Source organism: Paraburkholderia sp. IMGN_8, from assembly GCF_038050405.1.
Classification (GTDB): Bacteria; Pseudomonadota; Gammaproteobacteria; order Burkholderiales; family Burkholderiaceae; genus Paraburkholderia.
Map to the genome: position 1 here is coordinate 4,119,664 of NZ_CP150901.1, position 14,227 is coordinate 4,133,890.

Annotated in this window: 11 protein-coding genes, 1 pseudogene and 2 riboswitches; of the genes and pseudogenes, 7 read left to right on the forward strand and 5 right to left on the reverse strand. The window is 61.4% G+C overall.

The window, feature by feature from the left end; all coding sequences use genetic code 11:
* Positions 1 to 35: 35 nt before the first annotated feature.
* The 4 genes from WN982_RS39620 to WN982_RS39635 all read left to right on the forward strand — a co-directional run bounded on the left by WN982_RS39620 (position 36) and on the right by WN982_RS39635 (position 5,519).
* A complete protein-coding gene (locus WN982_RS39620) occupies positions 36 to 365 on the forward strand; it encodes a TlpA disulfide reductase family protein (RefSeq protein ID WP_341317393.1) in 330 nt (109 codons plus the stop codon).
* Positions 358 to 987: an SCO family protein gene (locus WN982_RS39625; RefSeq protein WP_341317394.1), complete on the forward strand. Its 630-nt coding sequence runs from the start codon at positions 358 to 360 to the stop codon at positions 985 to 987. Before WN982_RS39620 ends, WN982_RS39625 begins: the two co-directional genes overlap by 8 nt.
* 412 nt (positions 988 to 1,399) lie before the next feature.
* On the forward strand, positions 1,400 to 3,721 hold the full coding sequence (locus WN982_RS39630; protein ID WP_341317395.1) for a sialidase family protein: 2,322 nt from the start codon (positions 1,400 to 1,402) through the stop codon (positions 3,719 to 3,721).
* A gap of 295 nt (positions 3,722 to 4,016) precedes the next feature.
* Complete coding sequence (locus WN982_RS39635) at positions 4,017 to 5,519, forward strand: sialidase family protein (protein WP_341317396.1); 1,503 nt, start codon at positions 4,017 to 4,019, stop codon at positions 5,517 to 5,519.
* A gap of 260 nt (positions 5,520 to 5,779) precedes the next feature.
* Here WN982_RS39635 and WN982_RS39640 read toward each other — a convergent pair.
* From WN982_RS39640 to WN982_RS39655, 4 genes and pseudogenes are all read right to left on the reverse strand, one after another.
* Positions 5,780 to 5,881: pseudogene (locus WN982_RS39640) on the reverse strand (TMEM165/GDT1 family protein); the annotation flags it as partial.
* An 8-nt stretch (positions 5,882 to 5,889) separates the two neighbouring features.
* A riboswitch (yybP-ykoY riboswitch) is annotated at positions 5,890 to 6,078 on the reverse strand.
* 70 nt (positions 6,079 to 6,148) lie between these two features.
* On the reverse strand, positions 6,149 to 6,367 hold the full coding sequence (locus WN982_RS39645) for a DUF1289 domain-containing protein (RefSeq protein ID WP_341317397.1): 219 nt from the start codon (positions 6,365 to 6,367) through the stop codon (positions 6,149 to 6,151).
* Positions 6,368 to 6,370: 3 nt separating this feature from the next.
* Positions 6,371 to 7,648 (reverse strand): CDF family Co(II)/Ni(II) efflux transporter DmeF, encoded by a 1,278-nt coding sequence (dmeF, locus tag WN982_RS39650; protein ID WP_341317398.1) that lies wholly within the window; start codon positions 7,646 to 7,648, stop codon positions 6,371 to 6,373.
* Between the two features lie 8 nt (positions 7,649 to 7,656).
* The gene (locus WN982_RS39655) at positions 7,657 to 7,932 is read right to left on the reverse strand and encodes a metal/formaldehyde-sensitive transcriptional repressor (protein ID WP_207003354.1); all 276 of its coding nucleotides are present in this window, start codon (positions 7,930 to 7,932) and stop codon (positions 7,657 to 7,659) included.
* Between the two features lie 113 nt (positions 7,933 to 8,045).
* Positions 8,046 to 8,217, forward strand: a riboswitch (yybP-ykoY riboswitch).
* 81 nt (positions 8,218 to 8,298) lie between these two features.
* Between WN982_RS39655 and WN982_RS39660 the strand changes: the two genes are divergently transcribed.
* Complete coding sequence (locus WN982_RS39660) at positions 8,299 to 9,309, forward strand: sodium:calcium antiporter (RefSeq protein ID WP_341317399.1); 1,011 nt, start codon at positions 8,299 to 8,301, stop codon at positions 9,307 to 9,309.
* A 955-nt stretch (positions 9,310 to 10,264) separates the two neighbouring features.
* On the opposite strand, the gene WN982_RS39665 is transcribed toward WN982_RS39660, so the two are convergent.
* Positions 10,265 to 10,333 (reverse strand): hypothetical protein, encoded by a 69-nt coding sequence (locus WN982_RS39665; RefSeq protein ID WP_341319567.1) that lies wholly within the window; start codon positions 10,331 to 10,333, stop codon positions 10,265 to 10,267.
* 1,290 nt (positions 10,334 to 11,623) lie between these two features.
* On the opposite strand from WN982_RS39665, the gene WN982_RS39670 reads away from it, so the two are divergent.
* Both WN982_RS39670 and WN982_RS39675 read left to right on the forward strand, forming a co-directional pair.
* Positions 11,624 to 12,040, forward strand: a complete 417-nt coding sequence (locus WN982_RS39670; protein ID WP_341319568.1) for a plastocyanin/azurin family copper-binding protein — start codon at positions 11,624 to 11,626, stop codon at positions 12,038 to 12,040.
* A 757-nt stretch (positions 12,041 to 12,797) separates the two neighbouring features.
* On the forward strand, positions 12,798 to 13,880 hold the full coding sequence (locus WN982_RS39675; protein ID WP_341317400.1) for a TIGR03118 family protein: 1,083 nt from the start codon (positions 12,798 to 12,800) through the stop codon (positions 13,878 to 13,880).
* The last annotated feature ends 347 nt before the right edge of the window (positions 13,881 to 14,227 follow it).

The following is a 14,227-nucleotide window of genomic DNA, read 5'->3' on the forward strand; positions in this document are numbered from 1 at the left end:
AGGCTGGGCCGCCTGCCGGGACCTGGGCTGAGGAGATGCCAACGCTGGACCGCCTACAGGCAGCGCTGGGCGGACCGCACTTCGCAGTCGTCGCGGTGTCCGTTGACGCGGGCGGCTTGCCGGTGGTTCAAGCGTTCTTTCGCGAGACCCGCGTTAATCACCTGCACCCGTATCTGGACACCTTCCACGACGCGGCGGCCTTGATCACGACCGGCATTCCGATCACCCTGCTGGTCGACCGTAACGGCCGCGAGGCGGGCCGCAAGCTGGGGCCCGCAACGTGGGACGACCCGCGAATGCTACAGCTGATACGAGGCTACTTGCCGGCGTGGACCGCAGGAGAGGAGACGAAAGCCCATGAGTAAGTTGCCGACAGACCGACGCCTGTATATCGCCCGGGGCGTCCTTTCCGTCGTACTGGCGTTGGCACTGGTCGCCTGCGACGACCACGCCGGCTCTTCAACGACATCGCCACGATTCGTGTCCTCCGACATCACCGGCGTCCGCTGGGGGCGCGATTTTCATTTGATCGATCACACTGGCAAACCGCGGAGCCTCGCCGACTTCAAGGGGAAAGTAGTAATGCTCTTCTTCGGCTACACCCATTGCCCTGACCAGTGTCCGACCACCATGGCCGAGATGGCGGGGGTGCGCAGCAAGCTGGGGGAAAACGGCCGCCGGGTGCAGGGCCTGTTCATCACTGTCGATCCCAGGCGTGATACCCCGCAGGTGCTGGCGCAATACGTTTCCGCGTTCGACCCGAGCTTTCTCGGTCTCTACGGCGACGAGAACACCACGGTGGCCCTGGCCAGCGAGTTCAAGTTCTACTACCGCGCGCAGCAGGCCGACGCGCAGGGCAACTACAGCGTCGATCACGGTAGCGCGATCTACGTATTCGATTCGGCAGGCCACTTGCGTCTATTGATGAGCCCCGGGACGAGCATCGATGCGATGGCGGCCGATGTTGGGCTTCTGCTGAAGGAGTGAACAATGGTGGCGATGCAAGTCATTCACGTGTCTGCAGCCGCCCTGACCGCGAAAGCCCTGTTTCAGCGCTGACAGCCATGTCTCGAAAACCCACGGCCGAACTGCAGTTGTCGCCCCTCCGTTGACTGCCGCATGCTGGCCCGGCGCGAAACGCTATACATGGTACGCGAGTACGCCCGCACCATGCTTGATGCCCACTGACCACCGCTCCCCTATCAGGGTCGTCCGGGCCATCGAAAAATTTGAGGTAGTCGACTGCGAATCTGGCCGGGTCAGTTCGTCTTGGAGCTAACAACAACGGGGATTCGTAGTCCGATCCCTCTCCGAGAGTCGACCACGGATGCAAGACCATTTCCCGAGGTGGATAAGAGAACGGAGAGGCTACTGCCAATGGCGTTACCCAGGAGGAACGATGCTCCCGCTGATTCTTGGACCAAGATACAACATCCGCGTCACCTGCGATGCCAGCCCCAGCAATGACCGAAGTGAATCGACGATAGAAGTCAATCCGACCAATCCGTACAACATGGTCGGGTCGTCCAAACGATTCACCGACCCGCACACCTATGCGTTCTCGCTCGCCGCGTATTCGACATTCGACTCGGGCCGATCGTGGCAGGAGGCTGCGCCCCTCGGGCTCCTCGCGGGCTGGGACGGCGTTTCGGATCCGACGGTCGCCTTCGATGATGTCGGCGGCGCATATCTCGTCGCTCTGCCGTTTCAGGGACCCGAGCCGATGGCCATAGCGGTGTACAAGTCTACGGACGGCGGTTTGACCTGGTCTGCACCGAACCTCATTCACTCAGCGCCTGGCGATGACAAGCAGTCGGCCGCAGGCGATACCAATCCCGGCAGCCCGTATCATGGCCGTGTTTACGCCGCCTGGGACGGTCCGGGTGGCATGCTCTTCGGGCGCACGATCGACTATGGGGCCAGCTGGCGCGGGACCGGAGCGAACCCGGTCGGAACGTCGCTTGCGCCGGCCTCGTTCGGACCCCAGGTCGTCGTGGCCGCGGACAGTAGCGTCTACATCTTCTTCATCGCCGGCACCGACATTCAGTTCGTCAAATCCACCGATGGCGGGGATTCGTTCTCGAACCCGGCCACCGTTGCGAGCGGAATCACGGGCTTGCCCGGCCAGCTACCCGGTGGGTCGTTCCGGACGCCCACGGTCGCGACGGCGTGTGTTGGGGTCAATGCGACGGACCTGGTTGTTGCCTGGGCCGACTATCGACAGGGAGTCGCCCGCATCTACTATGCGCGCTCCAACAATGGCGGCGCCGTCTGGCAGGCGGGCAGTGGCTCCGGCATGCCGCTGATGAGCGGCGGCGCTGTCTCTGCCCCCGATCAACATGAGTTCCAGCCGCAGCTTGCCTGCACGCCCCAGGGAGACGTCGGCTGCGATTTCTATCTCTTCGGACCGAAGGGAGGCGGCACGACACCGCTGATCGACGTTGTCCTGACAGCGTCGGCCGACAACGCGGCGACCTTTGTGGATCGGGCCACCGTGACCGAGATGCCGTGGGACCCCACAGTGGATGCCGTCTGGGCGCACGGAGATCCTAACGTCACCTTCATTGGCGATTACTTCGGTCTGGCCGCGAGCCCGCTCGGGTTCTTCCCGTTCTGGATGGACACTCGCACCGGAACCCAGGAAATGTTCACCGCGCGCGTCGCGGTCCGGCCCGCGAACGTCTACATTCGAGACTCCTCAAGCGACACTGGTACGGTACCGTCACCCGGCAATCATTGGGAGGCTCCGGATCTAATCGTGCGCCGGCAGCAGGACGGCAACGCTGTCTGGGTCGATCAGGATCTGCTGCGCGACGGTGTGACGGATCATTTCATCTACGGCAAGATCACCAACCTCGGGCCCAATCCGGCGGAGAACGTCACGCTCGCGGTCACCGTGGGCAACTATCCCGCGCTCGATGCGCTGCCCGGGCTGGAGTTTCGTTATCCGCAGGACTGGTATCCGGGCGACTGGCAGACGGCTGCGGTCCAGCAGAGGCACCTGTACCTCGGTGAGAGTGCGCCGATGAATCTGGCGGTGGGCGCCACCCGTATCTTCGGACCCATTCGCTGGCCTGCCGCCCAGATTCCTCAGGAGGGCACCTGGCACCCATGCCTCCTGGCCGAGGCGCGCGGGGACAACAACGACTCCGCAGGCGGGCTTGATGGTGCGCCACTGCTGGTCTCGCCCGGTACGTGCGACTACGGCAGCTACTTCTGGGGCGACAACAACGTCTGTCAGCGCAACCTGTCCTATGCGCATGTCTTCGCCGACGCCGAGAGCCTGATCGAGTTGCCCTTCATCATCGGCAGCCCGTACAGTCACGCAAAGCTCATCGAGGTCATCGTCCAAAAGGGCCACAGGCTCGACGACGTTCCGATGATTCTCGAAGTGCTTCCGCCCAGGAAGGGAGAGAAGCCGCCTGTACCGGACAGGAATCACATGCACGGCGCGAAGCTTACTGGCAAGCATTGGAACCTGACCCATCGAGTGGCAGGAGTCGGCTTTGCGGTTGAACCAGGGCAGACGGTTCGCTTGAAGCTGTCGGTCAAGCTTCCCACGGCATTCGATCTCGACGCGCCGACAAAGCTGACGATCTTCCAGCGCAATGACGGCCATGTCACCACCGGCAGCGCTACCCTGGAACTCGTTCGCGGTCATGTCGAGCACGCGAGCCACGAACCGAAACAACGTGCTTCTTCGGCGCGCAAAAAGGGGTGATGACGCCGCGTACCATCGGCCTCCCGCTCTTACTACGTGCACGTTACAAAATCGGCCTGCCTGCATCGTTGACTACACGTGATTTTGCGAGGCACCTTTTCCGAGCTGGGTTGATCGAGCCGGGCTGTCGGGCTCGACTGGCCAGTCGTTACCGTCCGGGGCCTTGTTATGGTTCTGGTCACGTCTTCGTGACCAGAACCATGAATGGAGGTTTCGCGGCGGACAATCACTCGACCTTTCGAATTATCGATAAGGGGGGATCATGTCGAATATCCAGGTCACGCACGATTCGAGCGTGAACAACGCGAGAAGCGAAAGCAATATCGTCGTCAATCCCAATAACCCGAAACAGATTGTGGCGGGATCCAAGAAGTTCCGGGACATTCACAACTACGACTTCATTCTGGCCACCGAATACTCCACGGATGGTGGCCTCTCATGGCGTGATTCGGCCGCCTTGACGCTATCCGGTTTTACGCTTCTCACCGACCCTGCGCTTGCCTGGGACGATGTGGGAAACGTTTATCTGGTCGGTCTGTCGGGCAACAATCCGCCGACCTTCGACACGGTCGGTATCGTGATCTACCAGTCGTCGGATGGTGGACAGACCTGGAGCGCTCCGCTGCCGATCCACAACAGCGTTGGCGATGACAAGCAGTGGGCGGCAGGAGACACGAATCCGTCGAGTCCGTTTCGCGGCCGTGTCTATGCAGTCTGGGACGACGGATCCGACATGCGGTTCGCTCGCACCACAGACCATGGCGCGACCTGGATCGGTGCGGGACCTGGCGTGACTCCCGCCGGCACGGTGCTCGTCAATGATTCGTTTTCACCGGACATAAGAGTCGCGGCCAACGGTGACATCTATATCGTCTGGATCGCGGGAAGCGAGATCAAGATGATCGTGTCGACGAACGGAGGCGACAGTTTTGCGCCGGCGGTATCGCCGGCCACGGGCGTGACGACACTCAATGCCGGATTGCCTGCCCCTCATGGGTGGCCGGTGTTTCCCGGCGGAAACTTTCGCGTGCTCACGATCCCATCGGCCAGCGTCTTCGGGAGCACGGTCGCCGTGGCATGGGCGGACTTCCGCCAGGGCGTGTCCCGTATCTATTGCGCAGTGTCGCCAGACGGTGGCGCCAGCTGGCCCACCGGTCTCTCAGGAACGCCGCTGCTGGCAGGACCGCTACCCTCGAATTTGCAGCACTTTCACCCGCAGATCGTCATCGATCCCAGCGGCGTGATCGGGTGCGCCTTCTACGAGTTCGGACCCAAGCCGTCGACACCGCTCATCGATGTGATCATCGCCCAGTCGGTTGATGGCGGGATCTCGTTCGATCGTGCCACCGTGACAGACCAGCCGTGGGATCCGGCCATCGACGCACCGTGGTCGCATGGAGATTCCAACGTCACCTTCATCGGTGACTACTTCGGGCTGGACGCCAGCACGCGGGGATTCTATCCGCTCTGGACGGACACTCGGACCGGTATCCAGGAACTCTGGACCGACATCGTGCCGGCCCGTGTACAGGTCAGGATTCCGCCCGGCCTGTATGGGCAGGTCGCCCAGATTCTGGACGGCATCATTCAGGACGGCGGTGGCGACGAAATCGTGGGCGGGCATATCGTACATATTCCGCCCTGGGGACCCGAACTGGATATTCTGCTGGGTGTCGCGATCCAGCGGATCGCCACGCTTGTCGCCAGCCCCGGGGGTATCGGCATTCAGAGAGCGGCCATGGCCATGGTGGCGCATGTCGCTCAACAGGAAGTCAAGCGTCTTGAAGGCAAAGGATAGGCGACCAGCGCGAAGTGTGAAGATTCGCCAACGTGCTGACGTCTGTCGTCACGGCGGCTGCACGTCGGCGTCCACATTTTCGCGCGATGCAAGACTACCTCGGATAGACGTGCGCAGCTGTGCGTCAGCGTGAGCGGCGTGCGCGATTCACCGTATCGACGGCGGTGGATCGCGTTGCGTTGGTGGCGATGCGCTTCAGATCTGACAGGCGCGATCGAGTCGGCCCGTTTGCGCCGGCGAGCCGTGCGGATCCGTGAACATGGCCTGCGATATCGTGCAGCAAGCACGAGGGATAGCAATTGAGTTTTGTCGCCAATTTCGGCGAGACCGACCACACTGGTCGAGACTATGAAGGATTGCATGGGTTGTTTGTACCCGGGCCGCGCTGTAAGAACGCGATGACGCGCATTCCGGCGACCCGGTCAGGTCGGAATGCGTGTCATCGGTCTTGCCAGGCATCTAGCTGCGCACGCCATAGCGGGTCTTTCGACTCGCCAAGTATGTTGACGTGCGCCCTCGAACATTGCGTTCGAGGCGGCTACTCCCCAATGAGCGGGTGCGATTCTATCGCGCAGGGTGTTACAGAAGTAAGTCGTCAGAATGAAGCGGTGGCGGCGCTCCACATCGATTCAGGTGTCCTGCGTTCGCTGTTGTTCGGACGATAACACTGGAGATTCTCGCTGCAGCTTGGCCTGTCGTCGCGCCCGGTCGTTAATCACCTGATGGCGCCGGTGGTCGGTCATCTTCTTCCACCCTCGAATTTCATCGAGAGTACGAAAGCACCCGACGCACAATTTGCTCTTGCCATCGAAGGCACACACATCGATGCACGGCGACTTGACTGCCATGGTTCAGGCCGCCGCTTGTGAAGGTTGCACTTCAACAGTGACATGCGAGAGCCCCTTGAAGCGCTCGAGCACGGCATGATAGAAGCGCGAGTCCCGCTGGGGTTCACCTGTTGCCACCGACACCACGGCGCTCATGTGACCCGGACCCACCCGCCATACGTGCAGGTCGACGACCTTGTCGCCACGGTCCTCGATAGCATGACGCACGTTCTCCGCGATACGTCGGTCGGAGTTCATGTCGAGCAGAATCGCGCCGGTGTCGCGCATCAAGCCGTAGGACCAGTTTGCAATTACGAGTGCACCGATGACACCCGCCAGCGGGTCCATCCACAGCCAGCCGAACGCGCGCGCCAGCACCAGACCGATGATTGCCAGCACGGAAACCGCGGCATCGGCCATGACGTGAATGTAGGCCGACCGGATGTTGTGGTCGCGGGTCGCTGCCTCATGCGCGTCGTGGCCGTGCTCATGTTCTTCGAATTCGACTTCGTGCTCGCCGTCCGGCATCCGCACGATGGCTTTGAAGGCGTGCGGCTCAGGAATGTCTTCCTTCGATTCCAGATAGCCACCACGGTCCGCCAGCGCGAATACCTGTTGCGTGCCATCGGGTCGCACCGTAGTCACGGACACTGCCGATGCGTCCAGTCGTGAACCCTCCGTCGCCGGCGTAATCCGGAAAACGGGCGGTACGCCGTCCTCGAAGATGGAGATGGCAAACACACCGGGCGGCGCGAAAATCTTCTGCGCCTCGTCTTCGTGAGCATGGTCGTCGTGACCATGACCGTGTTCGTGGCTATGCCCATGGCTGTGTCCGTGGTCGCCGCCGCTCAGCAGCCACACGCTTGCCAGGTTAACCAGCAGGCCGACCACCGCGATGGGAATCGCTTCGCCGAAGTGGATCGGTACGGGTGACAGAAAACGCGCAACCGCCTCGTAGCCAATGAGCACGGCAATCATTGCCAGCACGATGGCGCTCGTAAATCCGGCGAGATCGCCAAGCTTGCCGGTACCGAACACGAAGCGGGAATCGGTGGCGTGCCTGCGTGCATACGTGTAAGCGAGCGCGGCAATCAGCATGGCGCCTGCGTGCGTCGACATATGGAGACCGTCGGCCACGAGCGCAAGCGACCCGAACATACTCCCACCGACGATTTCGATCAGCATCATCGCGCTGCACAGCGCGATCACCGCCCACGTCTTGCGCTCGTTCTTCTCATGGCCAGCACCCAGAAAGATGTGGTCATGTCCCGCGCCGAACGCGGCGTCTTTGAAATCACTCATTTTTGACTCTACTTGAAATAGCTATGGACGACTTCGATGAGCTGGTCGGTCGCACTGCCGGCCGGTTCTTCGTTGGTATCAGCGTCCACGAGATGGGTGCGGATATGGTCTTCGAGCACGACCGCCAGCAGGCCGTTCATCGCCCCACGACAGCTCGTGATTTGCTGCAGCACGTCGACACATCCGCGCTCCTCTTCCAGCGCTCGTTCGATGGCTTCAACCTGTCCCTTGATGCGGCGGACGCGGTTGAGCAGTTTCTGTTTCTCGCGAATGGTGTGGCTCATTGATGACCTCCGATATACCGTGGGGGAGTATATATCGGATAGGGTAGGGGGGTATATCAATTCATCGCAACGGAAAGCTTGTTGAAAGAATGCGGTTGCGTTAGACTCTGCTTCATCTTTTGGGGAGTAGCCTTCCTTCCGCCCCGGAAGGAGAGCGCGTCAACATACTCGGCCTTTGGTCGTGGCGCACTCGGCCGGTTCGGTTTGGCGAGACCATGGGTGCATTGCGTCGTTCCTGGTCGGACGGCGGCGGATGCGCCATGGTTTGTCGACGTCCGACCCCGGAGGGCCCATGTGCTTCCCAACTTCCCGCTTCAACCCCACTCGTCTTGCGCTCGCGCCTACTCGCTCAGGCGGAGGTGCAGCATGACGCAGCTGTTCCTTGAACTGGTTCTCATGCTGGCCGTCATCCTGGTCGCAGCCGAGGTATTCACGAACGCGCTGGAACATCTGGGCGAGCGCCTCAAGATTTCTGAAGGCGTGACCGGCTCACTGTTTGCCGCTGTGGGGACCGCGCTGCCCGAGACGATGGTGCCGCTGCTCGCGCTGGCCGGCGGCACATCGAGCAAGAGCGTCAATGAAGAAATCGGTGTCGGCGCCATCCTGGGCGCGCCGCTGATGTTGGCCACACTGACCACGTTCCTGATGACGCTGGCCATCGTTCGTACGCGCGGTTTGCGCGGGTCCGTCGTGCCGGAGCGAAGCGGATTCGTGCGCGACATGAACTATTTTCTTGCTGCGTTCGGGCTCGCTGCTGTGGCGATGTTCGTACCGCATGACGAGTGGTACGTGCGCGCGCTATTCAGCGTCGGGCTGGTCGGTATCTACGTGCTGTATGTCGTGATGACATTCCGCGCATCGGAGAAGCTTGTCGAAAGCGGACACGGCACGGAGGCGCCGGGCACCATGTTTCTGGCGCGACTTGGGGTTCCGACCAACCTCCTGACAATCCTCGTGCAACTGGCGGTCGGTGTGGCGCTGCTTGTCGGTGGAGCCAAAGGCTTCATTCACGGCGTGGAAGGTGTGTCGCATGCGCTTGGTATATCGGCACTCTTGCTGTCGCTCATCATCATTCCCATTGCGACGGAACTGCCCGAGAAGGTGAACAGCATTCTGTGGATTCGACGCAAAAAGGACACGCTGGCATTCGGCAACATCACCGGAGCGATGGTATTTCAGGGCACGCTGCTACCCGCCATCGGCATCATGCTGACGCCATGGGAACCGCGTGTGGAGGTGCTAACGGGCGTCATCATCACGCTGATTGCTGCTGCCTGGTTGCGCATTAACGCGCGAGCGGGCGGCCTGGCGGTCCGGGCGTTGCTGATGAATGGATTACTCTATCTGGGCTACCTTTTCCTCACACTGACGCGGTAATCGCCCGACACCGCGTACACACTTCTATGGATACGCGTTTCAACGCTGCCTCCACGGCGCTCCCCGCGCCTGCGCTGTCAGGCGCACGACGACACCGCTCGCCAGGACTCTGCCGGGCACGGTGTCGGCCCGCATAGTCGCTGGGCTGTTCTACCGCTGGAAGCGGTGTCGGTCTCGCCGTGGCAATTCTCGACCAGCGGTTGAAACGGAGTGCCGGCTAGCTGAAAAGCGAAACGCGCACCGGCTGGCATATCGATCCTGGCGTATCGGCGACGCAATCGATGGGCGACATGCCGCTCGCGTCTGCATCGAAGTCCGGCAATGTCGGCACGTCGGATTTCTTTGCGAAGGCCCTGAAATGTCCCGACGGAGCCGCCTGACGTCGAACAGTGAATCCGGATGTCCGCTAAGCAATACGAACCTTGTCGTTGACCGCCTTGCCCTCTGCGGTAAGGCGCGTCTCGTACTTGTGCCTGGCCTTGGTAAAGAACGAACCGCTCAGCCAGTCATTGAGGTTGAGAATCACGTCGTTCGGGGTCGCCGCGGTGCCGGGCAGGATTGCAATCAGCGTGGCGTGACCGCGATTGGACTTATACGTTTCGAGTTGATAGACCGTTGCGCGAACATTTCGCCGTACTCGGTGTCACTGGAAGCCGTATTCGGGGTTCCGCCGATCCGTCGCGCAGGACCCGCTCGTCGCCCCGCCCGGGGCTGCCAGGTCGGTCTCGAAACGCATGGAGGCAATCCCGCCCCTACGACGTCGTCAGCAACATCAATATCCGCGACCACCACTACTGCTGCTACCACCGCTGGACGTCGCGCCGTCGCCATGCATGCTCCCGTCTGATGAGCACCCCGCCACGGCGACCGCGAAAACCATCAGGAATGCTGCAAATAGTCGAGTCGCTTTCATCGTCATCTCCTGTGAGCGCGACCAGCGCGCTCACTGTCTGACCTACGGTTTCGCCATGTGCCGCATGCCTTTGAAGCCGTCGCCGTTCATCTCACCGGACTTCCTGTCCATTGCAAACCGGTACAGGCGGTGTCCTTTGTATGCCGGGTCGCCTCGTCATACACATCCGCGATGCGTCGGCAGCCAGTTCGCGGCACAAGCGCACTCGCACGCACCCTTGCCGGGCACGCGTGTCCTTGTCGATGGTGTAACGGGTCCTACCGTCCTTCGTCGACCCATTTACCGACGTCGGTCCTGAGCACGTCGGCCAGGGGGAGCGGCAAGGCTCGCGCACGCGGCCAGCACGATCAGGGTTCCTGGCATGTCGTCTTCTTCCCGGTCAGGAACGGCATCCCGGGACGGAGCGGACTCAGAGCATCGCACGCCACTACTGTTAATAAACGTGCGGCGTGACCGATATATTCCAGTCGGATGGGGTGAACTCACGGTGTGACGAAGTCGATATTGTTTTCGGCACAAAGGTCCACCTTGTGGTCGGGCTCGAACCGTCGTTGATCGGCCAGGGTTCAGACTTCTTCCGGGCGCACCAACCGACAAAAGCGGGCCGCAGGCCGCCTTGCGCTGACGCACCTGACGCACGTCGGTTCTGTTTGACGCTTTCACCTGTACCTCCGGTCCAACCAGCGCCTTCAAGCCGTATTGTTTGCATCAGTTCATGCCGACATCGGCGCAGTCGAATTCGCGCTTCGCATCCGTGCCGCACACGTCGTACTTGACCTCTGCGTTTAACAGGCACTCGAATGAATTGAGTTCAGGTTCATCGGACTGGTTGCGCGCTACAGCGTCAGCGTGCCAATGATCTGCCTCGGTGTGTCGCCGGTGGCAACGGCTCGCGTACGCCTGCAGCGGCAACGCCCATCGTGGGCCCTGCCCTGCCGCGAATCGGCGTGTGGCCCGGCCGGCTGTCGACGCCCGCGTCAGTGTCCGCGGTGGTCATTGGCGTTGCACGAAACGGGCGCGTACAGTTCCGATGCACTGGGGTGCGTCATTGTCCGCCATGCGTCTTCATTGGACAGTGACCGACATGAAAATAATTCCTGGTCATAGGAATAACCGCGTTGCGCTGGACGTTTTAGTACCGTAGTGAGCAGGCGGGCGCAATGGTCAGTCCTCGAAGCGCACCCGCGCCTGAAATTCATTGCCTCTTGCGACGACTACGACCCGGACGGCGGCGTGAGCAACGCTCTGCCGTTAGCTATTGACTCGTGCTGCGGTCGATGGACCGCACGTCGTTTCTTTGCGCTTCGTCCGACCCTTCTCAACGAAGCGCCCGGCCATGGCATGACGCGTGGGCAACCTGCCGCATGCGGAAGCCCGCGGCGATTTGCAGAGGAAAACGTCATGATCTCCAGTCCACACATCGCGGTCTTCCTTGGCGTGGCCGCGCTCGGTCTCGTTTGCAGCCCTGTTTACGCAAAAGAGACGATAAAAGCCACATTGCTTAGCAATGCGATCCAGCTTGATATGAGTCGCGTCAAGGCAGGCACAGTCATGTTCGAGGTAAGCAACGCACCGGACAGCGCTCAGACACACGAACTGGTCGTGCTAAAAACTGACCTGGCCGCCGACAAGCTGCCAGTTAAAAACGGGAAAGTACCAGAGAGCCAGTTCAAAAAAATGGGAGAGGTGGAGGACATGGCGCCCGGCAAGGGCAAGCGTATGACGCTCAAGTTGGCACCAGGCCGCTACGTGCTGATCTGCAACAAGCCCGGTCACTACGCTATGGGGATGCATACGTCTCTGGTCGTCATGCCGTGACGCGGCCTGCTCCACGCGTTCTTTGACGCGCCACGGTTCACTTATCGCCGATGGCTTGGGGTCGGTCGGAGGCTGTGGACGCAAACGGGTTCAGGCGCGAGTTGGTTCAAATGGAAGGACTGGGTGAATGCGACGGAAGACCCGTAGCCAAGGCAAGCCTGCTTCGGTGGGTTTGTCGCGGGAAGAACGTTGAGTCCACGTAAGGCGGCGTTACGCGGCGAGTGAAACGACTGCCGGGCAGCGGATGGCGTTGTACCCCGAGCCGCTATGAGCTGGCCTTTCCTGATTGTGTGCATGACCTTGGGCGCCCAAACCTGGGCTTTGCCGGTAGGCATGGACCGATCCACGCTGGGTTGATGGTCCTTGCCCACGGATAAGCAGTCACCGCCGCGGTGCTTGATCTCTTGCGCGATGGTCACCTGGGTGCCGATTGCACCCAGGCTCCCCTTAAGGGGGCGGAACGGCGGCAAGCGCCCAACGGCCGCGACGCGCAGAACGCGCTGCTAAAGCGCGCGCGATTGAACGGCGCCGCACGCCTCAGTCAGTACGACCCGGCGCTGGAGGCTACCGCAAGTTCAGCTTTTGTGCGTTCCTTGATCTGTTGGCCCTTGTGTGCCGTTCGGCCGACTGACCGCCGAACGCAAACCCATCGCGCACCCCGAAATAGTTCGCCGGCGAGGGAATAAAGTCGCGTCACCGCACGTTCAGTATTCGCGTTGGTCCTCGATCATCCCTCGGTCAGGTGAGGAGTGCTGTTATGAAATCTCTGCTTAAGGTGTTGAGCATCGTGGCGGGCGGTGCGGCTTTGGCGAGTCTTGTCGCGTGTGGCGGTTCAGGATCGATCACTGTGCAATCGTTCACAGCGACCGCGCTGGTTTCGGATGGGGCCGTCCCCGCGCTGCACGTCGACGCGAACCTGAAAAACCCTTGGGGCATCGCGTTCAATCCGAAGGGCTTCTTCTGGGTCGCGGACAACGCAACGTCGGTCGCCACGCTCTACGATGGCAACGGCGTGCCGCAATCGCTCGTCGTCAGCATTCCGGACGGCAGCACCGGTCCGGCGAATCCGACAGGCATCGTTTTCAACGGCACCACGGATTTCATCGTCAGCCAGGGCGGCAAGTCCGGCGTGGGTGTTTTTATCTTCGTGGGCGAGGGCGGCACGGTTACTGCTTGGTCGCCCGCGGTCAGTCTGACGGCCGCGATCACGATGTTCGACGACGGCAGCGGCGGCGCGGTCTACAAGGGGCTCGCCCTCGCGAGCAACGGCGGCGCGAACTTCCTGTATGCCGCCGATTTTCACAACAGCAAGATCGACGTCTTCGACAGGACCTTCAAGAAAGTCGCGACGCCCGGCAAGTTTCAGGATCCGACGTTACCGGCCGGGTTCGCACCGTTCGGCATCCAGGCAATCGGATCGAAGCTCTTCGTGACCTACGCGAAACAGAATGCCGCGATGCATGACAATCTCGACGGCCCGGGCCTCGGCTTCGTCGACGTATTCGATACGGCGGGCAATCTCATGCAGCGCTTCGCATCGGCCGGTCCGCTGAATGCGCCCTGGGGCGTCGCGCAGGCGCCCGGCAACTTCGGTCCGTTCAGTGGCGACATGCTGGTCGGCAACTTCGGCGACGGCACGATCAACGCTTTCGATCCGGTGAGCGGCCAATTCGTCGGCACCGTCAAGAGGAAGGATGGAACCGTAATTGTGGAGCCAGGGCTATGGGGGATCGCTTTCGGCAACGGGCTCGACAACCAGCCCACGAACACGCTGTTCTTTGCCGCAGGACCCAACGGCGAAGTGGATGGCGTGTACGGACGCATCGACGTGCAGATGTAGCGATCGTCGCTCACGCTCGTTGCGAACTGCGAAACCTGAACTGGGGCGTGCCCGGAAGTCACCTTGCGTTCCTTGAGCGCGTCCCGGAATGCTACGGCGATCCCGGTGGCAAACGGCCGCAGATTTGCATGCAGTTCAGCCGGCGAGTGATGACCTGCGACGATGCTAATGATCGCAAGATAGCGTTGTTGCATGGTGCGAAGCGAGGACGAACTTTTTCCTTTCCCGTACGTTATGCGAGCTGCTGCTCACGGCGCACGGATTTCGCGCGTGCGATTAAGCACGGCCACGCCGATCGGGGGCCCTCGGCGCGTTGAGCCGCCAGGCCACGGACCGCAATTGCGCAC

Coding starts and splice junctions, on each gene's coding strand:
- WN982_RS39675 (WP_341317400.1), top strand. CDS start 12,798: ATGAAATCTCTGCTTAAGGTGTTGAGCATCGTGGCGGGCGGTGCGGCT.
- WN982_RS39645 (WP_341317397.1), bottom strand. CDS start 6,367: ATGGCAGTCAAGTCGCCGTGCATCGATGTGTGTGCCTTCGATGGCAAG.
- WN982_RS39625 (WP_341317394.1), top strand. CDS start 358: ATGAGTAAGTTGCCGACAGACCGACGCCTGTATATCGCCCGGGGCGTC.
- WN982_RS39670 (WP_341319568.1), top strand. CDS start 11,624: ATGATCTCCAGTCCACACATCGCGGTCTTCCTTGGCGTGGCCGCGCTC.
- dmeF (WP_341317398.1), bottom strand. CDS start 7,648: ATGAGTGATTTCAAAGACGCCGCGTTCGGCGCGGGACATGACCACATC.
- WN982_RS39620 (WP_341317393.1), top strand. CDS start 36: ATGCCAACGCTGGACCGCCTACAGGCAGCGCTGGGCGGACCGCACTTC.
- WN982_RS39630 (WP_341317395.1), top strand. CDS start 1,400: ATGCTCCCGCTGATTCTTGGACCAAGATACAACATCCGCGTCACCTGC.
- WN982_RS39655 (WP_207003354.1), bottom strand. CDS start 7,932: ATGAGCCACACCATTCGCGAGAAACAGAAACTGCTCAACCGCGTCCGC.
- WN982_RS39660 (WP_341317399.1), top strand. CDS start 8,299: ATGACGCAGCTGTTCCTTGAACTGGTTCTCATGCTGGCCGTCATCCTG.